15 protein-coding genes are annotated in these 14,700 nt (G+C 58.5%); 8 read left to right on the top strand and 7 right to left on the bottom strand.

What is annotated here, in order from left to right; genetic code table 11:
* Positions 1–30: 30 nt before the first annotated feature.
* The gene (gene ccsB, locus G538_RS0108610) at positions 31–933 is read left to right on the top strand and encodes a c-type cytochrome biogenesis protein CcsB (RefSeq protein WP_029069008.1); all 903 of its coding nucleotides are present in this window, start codon (positions 31–33) and stop codon (positions 931–933) included.
* A 137-nt stretch (positions 934–1,070) separates the two neighbouring features.
* Here the strand turns inward: ccsB and G538_RS17355 are convergent, their stop codons facing one another.
* The gene (locus G538_RS17355; protein ID WP_051196797.1) at positions 1,071–1,571 is read right to left on the bottom strand and encodes a PLDc N-terminal domain-containing protein; all 501 of its coding nucleotides are present in this window, start codon (positions 1,569–1,571) and stop codon (positions 1,071–1,073) included.
* A gap of 31 nt (positions 1,572–1,602) precedes the next feature.
* On the opposite strand from G538_RS17355, the gene G538_RS0108600 reads away from it, so the two are divergent.
* Positions 1,603–1,914, top strand: a complete 312-nt coding sequence (locus G538_RS0108600; RefSeq protein WP_084618246.1) for a DUF4229 domain-containing protein — start codon at positions 1,603–1,605, stop codon at positions 1,912–1,914.
* On the opposite strand, the gene G538_RS0108595 is transcribed toward G538_RS0108600, so the two are convergent.
* Both G538_RS0108595 and G538_RS15870 read right to left on the bottom strand, forming a co-directional pair.
* Positions 1,903–2,772 (bottom strand): 1,4-dihydroxy-2-naphthoate polyprenyltransferase, encoded by an 870-nt coding sequence (locus G538_RS0108595; RefSeq protein WP_029069006.1) that lies wholly within the window; start codon positions 2,770–2,772, stop codon positions 1,903–1,905. The genes G538_RS0108600 and G538_RS0108595 overlap by 12 nt on opposite strands.
* 18 nt (positions 2,773–2,790) lie before the next feature.
* The gene (locus G538_RS15870; protein ID WP_051196795.1) at positions 2,791–3,915 is read right to left on the bottom strand and encodes an AMP-binding protein; all 1,125 of its coding nucleotides are present in this window, start codon (positions 3,913–3,915) and stop codon (positions 2,791–2,793) included.
* Between the two features lie 130 nt (positions 3,916–4,045).
* Between G538_RS15870 and G538_RS15865 the strand changes: the two genes are divergently transcribed.
* Together G538_RS15865 and G538_RS0108580 are read left to right on the top strand one after the other, a co-directional pair.
* Complete coding sequence (locus tag G538_RS15865) at positions 4,046–5,110, top strand: DUF3048 domain-containing protein (RefSeq protein WP_035833890.1); 1,065 nt, start codon at positions 4,046–4,048, stop codon at positions 5,108–5,110.
* 62 nt (positions 5,111–5,172) lie between these two features.
* Positions 5,173–5,466, top strand: coding sequence for a hypothetical protein (locus G538_RS0108580; protein ID WP_029069005.1), 294 nt, complete (start codon positions 5,173–5,175; stop codon positions 5,464–5,466).
* A gap of 26 nt (positions 5,467–5,492) precedes the next feature.
* On the opposite strand, the gene G538_RS0108575 is transcribed toward G538_RS0108580, so the two are convergent.
* The gene (locus G538_RS0108575) at positions 5,493–6,446 is read right to left on the bottom strand and encodes a 1,4-dihydroxy-2-naphthoyl-CoA synthase (RefSeq protein WP_029069004.1); all 954 of its coding nucleotides are present in this window, start codon (positions 6,444–6,446) and stop codon (positions 5,493–5,495) included.
* Between the two features lie 143 nt (positions 6,447–6,589).
* Between G538_RS0108575 and G538_RS17350 the strand changes: the two genes are divergently transcribed.
* From G538_RS17350 to G538_RS15850, 4 genes are all read left to right on the top strand, one after another.
* Positions 6,590–7,243 carry a TetR/AcrR family transcriptional regulator gene (locus G538_RS17350; RefSeq protein ID WP_157544380.1) on the top strand — a complete coding sequence of 218 codons (654 nt, stop codon included), beginning with the start codon at positions 6,590–6,592 and terminating at the stop codon, positions 7,241–7,243.
* Between the two features lie 47 nt (positions 7,244–7,290).
* Positions 7,291–8,268, top strand: coding sequence for an o-succinylbenzoate synthase (locus tag G538_RS0108565; protein ID WP_029069003.1), 978 nt, complete (start codon positions 7,291–7,293; stop codon positions 8,266–8,268).
* Positions 8,265–10,115, top strand: coding sequence for a 2-succinyl-5-enolpyruvyl-6-hydroxy-3-cyclohexene-1-carboxylic-acid synthase (gene menD, locus G538_RS15855; protein ID WP_051196790.1), 1,851 nt, complete (start codon positions 8,265–8,267; stop codon positions 10,113–10,115). The genes G538_RS0108565 and menD overlap by 4 nt, the downstream gene beginning before the upstream one ends.
* 73 nt (positions 10,116–10,188) lie before the next feature.
* The gene (locus tag G538_RS15850; RefSeq protein WP_051196788.1) at positions 10,189–11,661 is read left to right on the top strand and encodes a S1C family serine protease; all 1,473 of its coding nucleotides are present in this window, start codon (positions 10,189–10,191) and stop codon (positions 11,659–11,661) included.
* 115 nt (positions 11,662–11,776) lie between these two features.
* Here G538_RS15850 and ptsP read toward each other — a convergent pair whose 3' ends face one another.
* The 3 genes from ptsP to G538_RS15845 form a co-directional block, all read right to left on the bottom strand.
* Positions 11,777–13,489 (bottom strand): phosphoenolpyruvate--protein phosphotransferase, encoded by a 1,713-nt coding sequence (gene ptsP, locus G538_RS0108550; RefSeq protein WP_029069002.1) that lies wholly within the window; start codon positions 13,487–13,489, stop codon positions 11,777–11,779.
* Complete coding sequence (locus tag G538_RS0108545; RefSeq protein ID WP_029069001.1) at positions 13,486–13,755, bottom strand: HPr family phosphocarrier protein; 270 nt, start codon at positions 13,753–13,755, stop codon at positions 13,486–13,488. The genes ptsP and G538_RS0108545 overlap by 4 nt, the downstream gene beginning before the upstream one ends.
* Positions 13,756–13,945: 190 nt before the next feature.
* Positions 13,946–14,557: a histidine phosphatase family protein gene (locus tag G538_RS15845; RefSeq protein WP_051196786.1), complete on the bottom strand. Its 612-nt coding sequence runs from the start codon at positions 14,555–14,557 to the stop codon at positions 13,946–13,948.
* Positions 14,558–14,700: the final 143 nt, after the last annotated feature.

The raw sequence follows: 14,700 nt of genomic DNA, 5'->3' as shown, positions 1-14,700 counted from the left end.
TGGCCCGTGTGATAACTGAAAGGCGAGAACATGCAGCTCGGTGAACTGAGCGACTACTTCGTGTGGGGGACTGTAACGGCCTACACGATTGCGATGGTGGCGTTTGCCGTCGATCTATCGAAGGTCGCTGAAGGTGCGCGCGACCAAGAACGCCCAACGTTTGTGGGGCGCCGCACAACAATGCTTGGTGTTGCTATGGCGACAACAACCCTTGGTGCGCTTTTCCATGTTGTGGCCACGGTCCTTCGAGGCGTGGCAGCAGGCAGGGTGCCTTGGGCGAACATGTATGAGTTCACGTTGACGGGTACGCTCGCCGCGGTTTTGGTGTTTCTTGGCGTGAATCTGTGGAAGGAGATCCGGTTCCTGGGAGTTTTTGTCACCCTGCTCGCCGTGACCTTCCTGATGGTTGGCTTGCGTGGGTTTCACGTCGAGGCTGATGGTGTCCAACCAGCGCTACAGTCCTACTGGCTTGTCATTCACGTAGGAATTGCAGTGCTGGCGACGGGTGTCTTCACGGTGGCGTTTGTGTTGTCAGTTCTCCAACTTATGCGTGCGAACTATGACCGTGCTGAAGTAACAGAATCCACGCGTGCCAAGTGGCGAGTTGCCCTTCCTGCCTCTGACCGATTGGAAGCTCTAGCTTTCCGAATCAACGCCATTGGTTTCGTCATGTGGACGTTCACCATCATCGGTGGGGCGGTGTGGGCTAGTGAAGCGTGGGGGCGGGCCTGGAACTGGGACCCCAAAGAGGTGTGGTCATTCATTGTGTGGGTTATCTATGCCGCATATTTGCATGCACGTACCACCCGTGGGTGGGATGGAAACCGGGCAGCGTGGTTCGCGATCGTTGGATACGCCACCGTGTTGTTCAACTTCACTGGTGTCAACATCCTCTTCTCAGGTTTGCACTCCTACGCTCAGTTGCCGACCTGACCGTCTTGATCGTGGAGCGGCGCACCGGGTGAATGCTGCTAGCCATTGATGGGGGCGAGCTCTCAGTAGTCTCAAGCTAGTGAAGAACGCGCATAGTGATGGGGCCCTGACAATGTCAGGGCCCCATCACTATTTACTTAGTCACTGGATCCGCCAGAATCACTTGAACCACCGCCGGAATCTTGACCATCAGGAGGGGTGGTGTTGTCATCGCCACCTGGTTCAGCATCGGGCTTGGGTTTTTTATTGTGGCCTGTATCTGGTGATGATGCGCTTGATCCGGTGTCAGAGTTTTTCTGAGACGAGTCAGAGGGCTTTTTGCCATTGCGTGGGGTGTTGCGTTGCTGTTGGCTTTTGAGGCGCCACAAAAATTCAGGGTCGTCATCTGGTGCTACTGGGCCAGAGCGCCCGCGGCGTGACGGGGGCGGAGAGTACCCTGCCGGCGATGATGTGGCAGTGGAACGCCCAGAGGTGAAAACAACCCAAATGAGTGGGCCAAGTAACGGCAGAAGAATGATCACCACAGCCCACAGGAACTTTGGGGCGTGCCCTCGCTTGTGCTCATCAGCGTTGATGAGGTCGATGAGGCAGTACAAAGCAGAAAGAAAGATGGCGAGGAAGAGCAGGACACGTAACATGCAACTAGCCTAGACGGTTTAGGCTTATGGTGTGCCATTGATCATCTACACGTTTATCCGTCTCGCTGCCATTATTGTGTGCGCCCTCGGCCTGTACGCCGCCGGTGCTCGTAGTTCGGTGCTGTGGCTCCTTGCGATCATCATCGGAATGATGGTCTCCTATTTGCTGTTCCGCGGTCCGCGCGATAATGCCGCACGATACCTCCAAGAGCGGGCCGAGCAGCGGAAATCCAAAGGTGAACGGTTTGGTCCAGCCGCAGCGTTGGATGCTGACTATGAAGATTCCCTTGGGGTCGATTCAACAACGCAAAGCCCTGATACTGCAGGCAGGTCAGAGAGCTAGGCCCACACCGAAGAGGACGCCGTAGGCCAGCTCGTAAAGCCCGGTCGCGGCAAGTACAGGGATGAGCAGTTTGCCACGTACCCCAATCCGCACTGACAGCGCGAGGATGCTCGCTGGGATGAGTAGAACAAGTGTGGCTAGTGTCCAAGGTGCCCAGAACGCTGTAACAATGGCGAGGGCGAGTGGAATCCAGATCATCGCAACGTAGATTTTGCGGGCGCGGTATTCGCCGAGGCGTACCGCTAAAGTGCGTTTTCCACTCATGAAGTCGGTGGGGATGTCCCGGATGTTGTTGGCCATCAGGATGGCGCAGGCGATGAGCCCAACTCCCACGGCGCCAAGTGTGGCAGGCCAGGTGATTGTGTCGGCTTGAATGTATGTGGTGCCGAGTGTGGCGACCAGTCCAAAGAACACAAAAACCCCGACTTCGCCAAGACCTGCGTAACCGTAGGGGCTTTTACCGCCGGTGTAGTACCAAGCAGCGGCGATGCATGCGACACCTACAGCGATTAGCCACCAGTGCCCGCTGAGGGCGACAATGATGACCCCAAGGATCGCGCTGATTCCGAACGCAGTGAAGGCTGCTGTGCGTACGGCTTGGGGGGTGGCGAGGCCGGCTGCGGTCAGGCGTAGTGGGCCAACGCGGTCGAGGTCGGTGCCTTTCACGCCGTCAGAGTAGTCATTGGCGTAATTCACCCCTATTTGCAGTGCTACTGCGAGGGCGAGTGCCAGCAGTGTGAGGAGCGGATTGAAATGGTCGATGTGCGCTGCGGCTCCGGCTCCGATGAAAACGGGGGCTGCTGCTGCGGGTAGTGTGCGGGGCCGAGCCCCGGCTATCCATTCTGACGTGCTCGCCATGACGTGTCCTTTCGTGGGCTACGGTGTGTTCCCCGACAGCAGGTGTGTGGCCAGTTCGGTGACTAGCGCACGACTCACTTTCCCGGTTGTGCCCACTGGAAGGTTGGGCACGAGCAGAATGTCTTGAGGTGCGTGTGCTTTTCCAAGATATCGTGTGATCTGTGCGCGAATGATGTCGCGTTGGGCTATCTCGCTGTGGGCAGAAGCGGCAGTGACCACAGCGACGACTCGTTGTCCCCACCTGGGGTCAGGGAGACCGATGACGCAGGCTTCGCCGATGCCGAAGTTCCCGGTGAGGGCATGTTCTACCGCAGCAGGGGCCACGTTGACGCCGCCGGTGATGATGATGTCGTCGGCTCTGCCATGGACGGTGAGTTGCCCATTTGTCAGGGTGCCGAGGTCGCGGGTGACGTGCCATCTGGTGTCAGATTCCCAGTAGAACGATTCTGCTGTTGCCGTGGGGGCATGCTGGTAGCCATCTGCGAGCATCGGCCCGGCAATCATGATTCGCCCTGTTGGTGAGATGCGGATGGTCACGCCGTCGAGTGGGATGCCGTCGTAGACGCACCCGCCTGCTGTTTCGCTCATGCCATACGTTGTTTTTAGGGTGATTCCTTGGGTTGCTGCCTGCTCGAGTAATGCGGGTGGGGCTGCGGCTCCGCCAAGCAGGATCGCGTCGAAGGATCGTAGTGCGGCGATAGTTTCGTTCGCGAGGGCTGGGTCAGGTGGGTTGAGGAGTTTGTGGAGTTGGGTGGGGACAAGCGCTGTGTAGGTGCGCGGGGCGTTGAGTTGGTGGGTGGAGGTAATGAAAGCTTCTGCGGTGAAGCGAGGTTCGCGGGGTACTGAAATGGGCGAGTATCCAGCTACGGCGCTTCGGGCAAGGACTTGAACGCCGGCGATGTGCGTGGTGGGTAGGGCGAGAACCCATTGGCCGTGCCCGCCGAGGCGTGTTGCAGTGGCGGTGACAGAGGCGAGTAGCGCCTGTGCTGATAGCGCGACGAGCAGTGGTGTACCGGTGGATCCTGAGGTGGGCACGGTGAGGCGGGGTGCGGACTGAAGATCATCGAGGAACTGGTCGATGTCTTTGATGCTGTACGCGTGGGGTGGTGCGGGGGAAATTCGTGTTTCTGGGCGCGATGTCACCACTCCAGAGTAGTCGGCGCCCTACACTGGCAGTGATTCACATGTCTGTCACACCTTGATCACGTATCGGAGTTGTTGAGTGGTTACTCAGGCCAAAGCCCGCCCTTCGGTGGTACCCAGCCCTTTGTCGATGCGTTCACGTTGGGGGCGCAGTGTGGCAGGTGTCCTGGTGGCGGCAGTGACGTTGGCCGGTTGTAGTGGTGACCCGGAGCCTGGCGTCACTGAAACAGCGACGGTGACGCCACCGTCTCAGATGGACAAAACCACACCTCCAGAACCTGTGTTGGATATCGTGTGGCCGCTCACGGGGGTTCCTGTTGAGAAGTTGCCGCAACGACCTGCGGTGGCAATCAAGGTGGAAAACACCTCAGCGTCACGCCCACAAAGCGGCCTAGAAGATGCTGATGTTGTGTGGGAAACCATCGTGGAGTTTGACGTGTCGCGGTTTGTTGCGGTGTTTCATTCCACGTACCCGAAAGAGGTTGGTCCTTTGCGCAGTGTGCGCCCCATGGACCGCCGCATTGTGTCGCCACTTGATGGGGTGTTTGTCTTCTCCGGCGCTCAGGCTGGGATTTTACGTCAAATCCGGCAAACCGATGAGCTCTTCCCTGTTGATGAGAACAATGCTGCTGGGTCAATGTGGCGTTCGCCGAATAGGTTCGCACCGCACAACCTGTATGGCAATGTGGAGCAGTTCGCCGAGATCGCCGATGCTTCACACAGCGATTCCCCCCAGGAGCAGTTCGCCTTTGCGCGAGGGGATGAGAAGTCTGTGGTTGCCACTGAGGGCAAGAAAATCAAGAACTTGTCGCTGAGGTTGTCCTCCGCATCGGCGCCGTCGTGGCGTTGGGATAGCACGTCAAAAACTTTCCTTCGTAGCGAGGGTGGGGCTCCGCACTACTCAGCGGCTGGTGATCAGCTGTCTGCTGTGAATGTTGTTGTGGTGGAAGCCGAGCATTTTGATTCGGGTTTTAATGCCCAAAACGATGCTGTTGTCCCGGACTACAGGTTGAAGGGTGAAGGTAAAGCAACGGTCATAACCCAAGGTCGGGTCCTTGAGGGAACGTGGCGCAAGAAGAAGATGGCCGATCCGTTGACATTGTGGACCAAAGACGGCGAGCCGTTGACCTTGGCGCATGGAAACACCTGGGTAGAACTCTTACCAAAAGGTAAAGGGAGCCTCACTACCGAGTAACAACTTGGTGTCAATGTATGCCAGGACTAGCACGGTGTTGGCAAAGTTGAGATCATCAATATATGACCGCTCTCCCCGAAGACATCTCCCCGTTGCCCTACGCAGCGAACTACGGTGCGCGGCGCGTCACGTCCCACCCCATCAAGGGGTATCGCCCACTACGCGCTGTCGAAGACATCATCGAAGACGATGATGATGCCGAAGAGCTCGTCTGGGTTCGCCCAACTGAAGTATCAGCCCCTAGCGCAGCGGCCGTGTCGGTTGCCTTCGTCCTCCTCGGCACCGTCACCGTAGCGGGTGCTGCCCTCGCCGCAGAAATCATCGTGTGGATGGCGGGGGGATTCGCTGCCATGTGACAGCGAATACCCACAACTGAGAGCGCTTAGTAGTAGTACGGGAAGGCGTCCCATTGTGGGTCGCGTCGCTCTAAGAAGGCGTCTCGCCCTTCAACAGCCTCGTCGGTCATGTATGCCAAGCGGGTTGCTTCTCCTGCGAATACTTGCTGGCCCATGAGTCCGTCGTCAGTGAGGTTGAAGGAGAACTTCAACATTCGGATTGCTTGCGGTGATTTGGTGGCGATAATGCGGGCGTACTCTAGCCCGGCGTCTTCGATGTCATCGTGGTCTACGACGTCGTTGACGCTGCCCCAGTCGTAGGCGTCTTGGGCGGAGTATTCGCGGGCGAGGAAGAACACTTCTCGTGCTCGTTTTTGCCCGACTTGCTTGGCGAAGTAGGCGGAGCCGAAGCCTCCGTCGAATGAGCCCACGTTGGCGTCGGTTTGTTTGAAGCGGGCATGTTGACGGCTCGCTATGGTGAGGTCGGCGACGACGTGTAGTGAGTGTCCGCCGCCTGCTGCCCACCCGTTGACGAGGGCGACAACAACTTTAGGCATCGTGCGAATGAGTCGTTGTACTTCAAGTATGTGGAGGCGTCCAGCACGTGCGGGGTCGATGCCTTGTGCGGTGTGTTCGTTGGTGTCTGTGACGTATCGGTAGCCGTCGCGTCCACGGATACGTTGGTCTCCGCCGGAGCAGAATGCCCAGCCGCCGTCTTTGGCGCTTGGGCCGTTGCCGGTGATCAGGACTGTTCCCACGGTTGATGTCATGCGTGCGTGGTCGAGTACTTGGTAGAGCTCGTCGACGGTGTGGGGGCGGAACGCGTTGCGTACCTCGGGGCGGTGGAAGGCGATACGGACCACGGGGAGGTCGCGTTCGGTGTCGCCGGTGCGGTCCACACCGCGGTGGTAGGTGACATCGGTGAGGTTGTCAAACCCTTCGATGAGCCGCCACCGGGCGGGATTGAACGTTGTGGAAACCTGTTGGGGAAGTGCGCTCACCCCTTCACTGTAGGGCAGGAATTGGGTGCTCGGCACATGTTGTTAACATGCCGGTAGCATGCGGGGTGTCACCGTTACATGATCGATACGCGCGCATCGCTGCGGGAAACACCGAGTACATGACCGCTCAGTAGGGTTGCGACATGACCACGCAACCGCGCCGACAACCCCGAGGTATGGCGCGCCGTGAGGCGATAATTCTTGCCGCACGTGACCTCATCATCACGTGCGGCCCTGCGAGTATTACGCACCGTCGAGTTGCTCAAGAGGCTCAGGTTCCCCTTGCTGCTACGACATACTACTTTGATTCATTGGATGAACTGTTGGCTGATGCTGGCCAACGTTTGTTCAGCGCGTGGGCAGCGCACGCAGCAGAGGTTGCCACATCTGCGTTGACCACTGTGCCAACGCACGTCAATGAGGTGGCGCACCTCATTGCGGAGGCAGTGTTGCCGCCAGGGGACGACAACGCTATTCGAGGTCACTATGAACACCTCATCACCCAAGGCCGTGACCCACAACATGCTGTCCTGGTCAGTGAATGCCGTGACATCCACCGCAGCGCCATCACCGCGCTTCTGCGTTCCTTCACTGTTCCTTTAAGCGCCGATGTGTTGGTGGCGTACTGCGAAGGGGTGGCTATGAATGCGTTGGCTCATGGGCAGTCGCCACGAGAACGAGTCGCCCACAGCATTGCCACACTCATTGGTAGTGCCCTGCCTCCTCTTACGGGTATTGATGTCACGATTGATTCCCTCCAGGACGCCAGAACACCCGCGACACTCCACAGCGTGTAGGGCGCAGACCGCAAGATCACGTGGGGTGATGCGCGTACGCTGGTCACGTGCATGTCTACTCACTACCGTTGCGTACCACGTTCCGAGGTCTTCAACGCCGCACCGGCGTCGTCTGGTCAGGGCCTTATGGGTGGGCAGAGTTCTCCCCCTTTGAGGAGTACGACGACCACGAAGCGCTCAGTTGGCTCCAAGCCGCCTACGAGGCCGCGAATCTCCCGCCCGTCCCAGTGCTACGCAACCGCATACCCGTGAACGTCACCGTACCGGCGACTACCGCTGAACGGGCGCACCACATCGTCACCTCATCGCAAGGCTGCACCACGGCGAAAGTGAAGGTCGCTGAACCAGGTCAAAGCCTCGGCCAAGAAATTGAACGACTCGAAGCGGTCCGTGACGCTCTAGGACCAGCCGGGCATATTCGTGTTGATGCCAACGGGGCATGGGATGTCGACACAGCCGCTGCCCGACTCACCGTCCTCAACCGGGCAGCAGGGGGACTGCAGTACGCCGAACAACCCTGCCCTACTGTGCCTGAGCTCGCGCAACTTCGCCGCCGCATGAGTGTGCCTATCGCCGCCGACGAATCTATTCGCCGTGCTGAAGACCCCTACCAAGTCATCGCCCAAGATGCCGCAGATATCCTCGTCCTCAAAGTGCAACCACTCGGGGGAGTACGCGCCTGCTTGCGTCTTGCCGAAGAACTTGGCAAACCCGTCGTGGTGTCATCGGCGCTAGAAAGTTCAGTGGGCCTGCGCCAAGGACTACACCTAGCAGCAGCCCTCCCCGAGCTGCCCTACGCGTGTGGGCTCGCCACCGCTCAACTCTTCACCACAGACACGATCGACCCACCACTGCTCCCCGTCAACGGCCACATCACACTCACAGACACCGCACCAACCCCCGCCACCCTGACCGCCAGCGCAGCCTCACCGGACACCACCCACTGGTGGGAACAACGCATCACACGGGTACAACAACTTCTCGGCTCAGCACAACCACCGACCGCCCACACCGGAGGCAGATGACAATGCCCACCCCACCAACCACCCTGCCTCAACTCCCGCCATCACTGACCACCACAAGCGCCATGATCGCCGAGTTCATCGCCCACGGCGGGCAACACATTGTGCTCAGCCCAGGGTCACGTAGCGCCCCCATCGCCTACGTAGCCTACGCAGCAGCCCACCACAAACACATCACCCTGCACGTCCGTATCGACGAACGAAGCGCCGCCTACCTCGCCCTCGGCATCGCCAAAGCACACCCCACCAGCCCAGTCCTGGTCGCCATGACCTCAGGGACCGCAGTAGCCAACGCGCACCCTGCCGTCCTCGAAGCACACCACAGTGGGCTACCACTGATCGTCATGAGCGCTGACCGCCCCCACGAACTCCGTGGAACCGGCGCAAACCAAACCACCGAACAACCAGGGCTGTTCGCACACGCACCACGCCTCACCATTGACCTGCCCGCACCCTCCACCCAACCCAGCGAACTCACCCGAGACGCCCGCCACGCCCGCACCATCATGGCGCGCAGCATCACCGCCGCGCTCGGCACCTTCACCCACCACCCCGGGCCAGTACACCTCAACGTTTCCCTACGGGACCCCCTTGCCCCCACCACCCAAGAACTGGCCACCCTCACACAATGGTGGGTGAACACCCCCACCGCGCAGGTCACAGTGCCACACCACGTGGCAACAGTCACCACACAAACAACCGAAGAAACATCTCCCCAAGCCAGCACCGCACCAACAGCAACACTCAACACCGACATCCACCGCCCCATCATGAGCCACCCACACACCGTGGTTGTCGCAGGCGACAACGCAGGGGTACAAGCCGCAGCGCTCGCAGAACGCTACCAGTGGCCCTTAATCTCAGAACCTTCCAGCGGGGCCCCGAGCGAGCTGTGTACCGTGCCAGCCCCCGGAGGGTTATTGCGCCACGCGCAACGCCACCCCGAGTCACCTGTTGCGCGCATCGTTGACGCCACAACACAGGTCATTGTGTGCGGACACCCCACTTTGACACGCCCCGTCATGGCTCTCATGGCACAGGTGGATCACCTCGTCATAGCGCCAACGGATGCCGGGCCCTGGAACGACCCCACCGGGAACGCTGACCTTGTTATCCCCTTAACAGAACTGGTTAGCCTCCCGCAGCACACCACCTCTCACGATGATCCACCGCGAGGCGAGTGGCTGAACCAGTGGCTTCACGCAGCCCACAACCTCACTGATTCGATGCGCCAGATGAGTAGCGGCAACGACCTGACCGGCCCCTTCACCCCGCAGCGACTAGCGATGCTGCTCAGTGACGAACTCGATGCCCGTCACACCCTGGTGCTGGGATCATCCTCAGTGATTAGGGACCTTGACCTGTACGGGGCGCTGTCCCCCCAGGTGCGTGTGTACGCTAATCGCGGGTTGGCTGGCATCGATGGCGTGACCTCCACCGCTTTAGGAATCGCTGTGGCCCAACCACAGCACCACTGCGTGCTTGTGGTGGGGGACCTAACGTTCCTGCACGACATCAACGGGCTGCTGCGTGGACCGCAAGAACCACACATCAACCTCACCATCATTGTGCTCAACGATGATGGTGGGGCGATCTTCCACGGGCTAGAACACTCCGCTCACGGCGACGACGAACTTTTTGAACGGGTCCTTGCCACCCCACATGGGGCGAGCATCGAGCACCTATGTGCTGGCTACGCAGCGGCCTGGCAACAAGCCGAAACCATTGATGAGTTGCGAAGCGCCCTTGCCACGCAGCCCAACGGGATTCAGGTTGTTGAACTGTCGATGTCCCGAGCAGACCGCGTAGCAGGTCGCGCCGCCCTCGATCACCGGGACATCACTTCATAGCAAACTCTCAGGTCATTGTAAGGGCCCTTTGAGGCCACGGGTGTTTCCTTAAGTCAGGACAAAGGAGGACACCATGACAGACAACAACTCACTCACCCCGGACCAGCCGGAAGCCCAACGCCCCACCACACCTCGTGCAGCAGACGCGCACACCACCGCACCAATCCCCGCAGTGCCACAGCCGCCGGCGCCCCCAGCGCCAACGTCTGCACAGGCGAGCGGGTATGCCAGTGTGCCGCCAACCCAGGCGCACGCAACACCAGCCCCACCCGCACCACTGGAAACACAAGAAAAACCAGCAGGCAAGCAGCGGATCTGGGCGCCCGTCGCAGCCACAGCCGTGGCATCAGCACTACTGGCTTCGCTGGGGACAGCAGCCGCAACAGGTGCGTTCACGGCCAGCGATAACGAACCGGCTACCACCACAAACACCGCTAGTGAAGCACCGGAAGCGGTAACCGTCCCTGTTGCTAACTCCACCTCAACCAACCCTGACTGGCAGGCAGTGAGCGCTGCTGTGTCACAAACCGTGGTCGCCATTGAAGTCACGTCGACCAGTGGTGATGGGCAAGGCTCCGGTGTCATTATCGGAACTGATGGTCGCATCCTCACCAACAACCACGTGGTTGAAGGCGCAACAAACGGAAAAATCACAGTCACCCTCGACGATGGCCGCATCTACGATGCAACAATCACCGGTCTCGACGCAGCAACTGACCTTGCCGTTATCACATTGACTGACCCACCCTCAGACCTCACCGCTGCAACATTCGCTGACTCTGACGCTGTGACCGTTGGCGATTCAGTCATCGCTATCGGTAACCCGTTGGGCTTGTCACAAACCGCAACCACAGGCATCGTCTCCGCATTGAACCGCCCAGTAACCACTGCGCAAACCGAAGATGGCACCCTTGTAGTCACCAACGCAATCCAAATTGATGCTGCCATCAACCCAGGGAACTCTGGCGGCCCACTGTTTAACGCCAAAGGCCAGGTCATCGGTATCACCTCATCGATTGCGACCATGTCCCAAGGGTCCCAAAGCTCCTCAAGTTCGGGCTCTATTGGACTTGGTTTTGCCATCCCGTCAAACTTGGCCCAAAACATTGGTGACCAGCTCATCGACAACGGGGAAGCTGAACACGCATTCCTTGGTGTATCGATGACTGACGGTACTGGGAAAGTTGACGGCGCCACGCGTCAGGGGGCAGTTGTTGCTGAGGTGACCCAAGGGTCACCGGCAGCGGAAGCGGGAGTGCAACCCGAGGACATCATTGTGTCCATCAATGGGAAGTCAGTGACAGGCGCTGAAGCGCTGACCGGTTTGGTTCGTGAACTGCAATCAGGCCAACAAGTGCCGCTCGGGATCATCCGGGACGGCGAGTACGTCGAAGTGACTGTCACGTTGGCAACAAAAACTGAAGAGGCGACCACGGTTCCGCAAGAGGAATCCTCACAGGACTCTCAGTCAACTGACCCAACAAACCCCAACAACATCCCTGACTTGTCAGACATGTTTGGCTCTGGTCCAGGTCGCCAAGGGTGATCATCAGTTACTGATATAGCTGGTGACTCAACGAGGTACCACCACAGCGTGGGTGTTGCGCACGATCCTCCACGTGCACAACACCCACGCTGTGTCCTTTGTTTATCACAGCCCATCACATGAGGAAGGACCGGGTTTCCTGGTCTAGTTGGCTCCACACTGCGTTGCGCGCAGATTCTGCGTCAGCGCAATTCCTTGCTGCGGCCGCTAAGTCTTGGCATTGTGCAATGGTGTGGCGTGAGAGTATCCATCGCACCAGCGGTAGGGCATCGGGCGACATCGACAAACTGGAGACCCCTAACCCCGTAAGGACTAGTGCCATGAGTGGGTCAGCGGCGGATTCTCCGCACACTCCCACAGGTTTTGCCTGGCGTTTTCCCGCCTCACATGTTGCGGCAATGAGGTCGAGGACTGCAGGTTGCCACGCATCAAGAAGGTCCGATAAACCGGTGTGCATGCGGTCTGCTGCCATCGTGTATTGGGCAAGATCATTTGATCCGATCGACACGAAATCAATGTCACGCATGATCTCGTGGGCTCTTAGCGCAGCCGCTGGTACTTCGATCATGACTCCTACGCGTTCGATGCCATGAGCCCGAGCAAGCCGGGCAAAATGCGTCGCCTCAGCAGAGGTAGAAATCATCGGAGCCATGACCCATATGCGGTCGCGTTGATTTGTTGGCAGTTGCTGAACCAGCGTTCCGAGTGCTGCGAGTTGCTCCTCGAGGAGTTCTGGCATGGTCCGCACCAAGCGATAGCCGCGTACGCCCAGAGCAGGGTTTTCCTCAATGTCATGGTGTGCAAAGGACAACGGTTTGTCGGCACCTGCGTCCAGGGTGCGGATCACGACCTTCCGCTCACCTAATTGCTCGGCAACGAACCGGTAGTGAGGTAACTGCTCGTGGCGTGACGGTGCGTGCGAGGAGTCGAAAAAGAGCACTTCAGTGCGGAAGAGCCCCACACCTTGAGCCGCTGATTCTGATAGGTCAGTGGCGTCTTGGCTGGTGCCAATATTTGCTAAGAGTGCAACAGCATGGCCGTCTTGTGTCGCTCCTGGTGCGGTACTTTTTGTCGCTACGTGCCGGTTATGCGCTTTGCTGAGTAATGCGGATACCTGTTCGTCCGTGGGATGTACTATGACACTGCCGGTGTATGCGTCAACAGCAACCAATGTGCCATCAGCTAGAGAGGCGCTGCCTGGGGCGCGAACAACGCAAGGGATCCCACGTTGAGCAGCGATAATAGCTGTGTGCCCTGTTGTGCCGCCTTGCTCGGTCACTATGGCTCTGACAAGTTTCACGTTGAGTGCAGCAGTGTCAGCCGGAGAAAGGTCTTCCGCGCAGATCACGCTAGGGATAGTGAGCTCTGAAGCTCGGTTGATGGCTCTGCCGTCAAGCAGAGAGACAACCCGATCGCGGACGCTATACAGATCAGTGACGCGCTGCGAGAGAGGACCTCCTGCTGCACTAAACATGGTGGCAAAGTGTTCGATGCTCATCTCGACTGCGCTGGTCGGCGATTGCCCGTCTGTGATGCGTTGGGAGATGTCATCGGCAAGTGCCGGGTCACGCGCGATGGCCACAGTCGCGAGCAGGATGTTGCGCAGGTCGCCGTCGGAGCTGTGGGCGTGCTGATTGAGGTCACTGGCAACACACTCAATCGCGTCCATTGTTCTCGCGATAGCCGTTTGTGGGTTCTCATCGTGGGGTGGCGCATCAGAGTTTCGGGGTGCGGAGTTGTTTGCGGTGAACCGAAAAACCGGTGCAACAGCACACCCATGGCCTATGCCTTGTCCTTGTATGACAAGGGATTCAACAACGTCCGTCACGAGGCGTCCCAGTTTGTTTCCACTAGTTCGGCAAGTTCATCGAGGGTGTCCTTGCCAGAGTCATGAGGGCAACTCAGCACAACTTCTTCGCCGTGTTTCAACGCCAAACTCATCACCATCAGTGTGCTGTTTGCGGCCACGGGTGTGTCATCGGGGCGAGAGATAGAAATGGTGTGCCCGCTGGCAGTAACAGCCTGGGTCAGTAGTGAGGCCGGGCGTGCATGGAGGCCTTGAGCGGAACCGATATAGGTGCGTCGTTGCAACATACTTTTTCCTGTCGTGGTGGTTTTATCTAAGATCGTCACTGGAAGAATGCAACAAAAAAAGACCTAGGTATACCGCATTTGCGGGCACCTAGGTCTTGCCTGAATCGCTCAGTAACAATCCGTGCTTCCATATATAGCTCAGCTGATATCTGCTGGTCAAGCCCTTCGAAAAGTGCGTTATGTGCCCACCCTACGGTATGGACATGTCGTGGGGCAGTGCATTGACCTCGATGATGCTGGGCTTTCCTTGATCGATGGATACGGTGCTTACTGAGGCATTTGCTAGTGATGTGATCAGCGGAGATTCGCTGATCAGGGACAAATACGTTGTGAGCGTTACCCCATGAGAGATGACGGCGACACAACCATCTGGGTGGTGGTTCTCAATCGTGGTGAAGGCGGAACGCACGCGGGTGCGAAACTCCAAGCCGTTTTCACCGCCAGGGAAGCTCGTGGTGTCTCCAGTCAAGACATCATGAAATGTCTGGTAGATGTCTCGCTGAGCAAAAACCTCAGCTTCGCGCCGAGCTTCGTCACTGCCGAAGGAAAGCTCTCGGAGATTATCATCCACATGCAACGGGGTGTTGGGGTGATGGGCAAGGATTTCTTGAGCGGTTTCTACCGCCCGCCCTGATGGGCTTGTCCAGACGGCGTCCAGAGGCTGGTGGGCCAGCATGTGTGCTGTAGCGCGCACCATGCGTAAACCATCGGCGGTGATGGGTGAGTCGCACCAGCCCTGCATGCGTGCGGTGTCGTTGTAGACAGTTCGGCCATGACGAACAAGGAACAGGGTTAGCGGCATGCCGTTATCGTACTCAGATGGATCGATGTTCTGTCTATGGTTGACAGGTAGGGAAAGATCGGTTGATACTAATCGGAGTTCGGGATTGTTACTGTCTGACAGGCAAGACCCAAGTTTCGCAGTGAACCCTTTGAGGGGTTCGC

This window comes from Jonesia quinghaiensis DSM 15701 (assembly GCF_000423205.1).
GTDB classification, from domain to species: domain Bacteria; phylum Actinomycetota; class Actinomycetes; order Actinomycetales; family Cellulomonadaceae; genus Jonesia; species Jonesia quinghaiensis.
The sequence above is the reverse complement of the archived record's forward strand: the minus strand, read 5'-3'. Positions and strand labels throughout refer to the sequence as shown.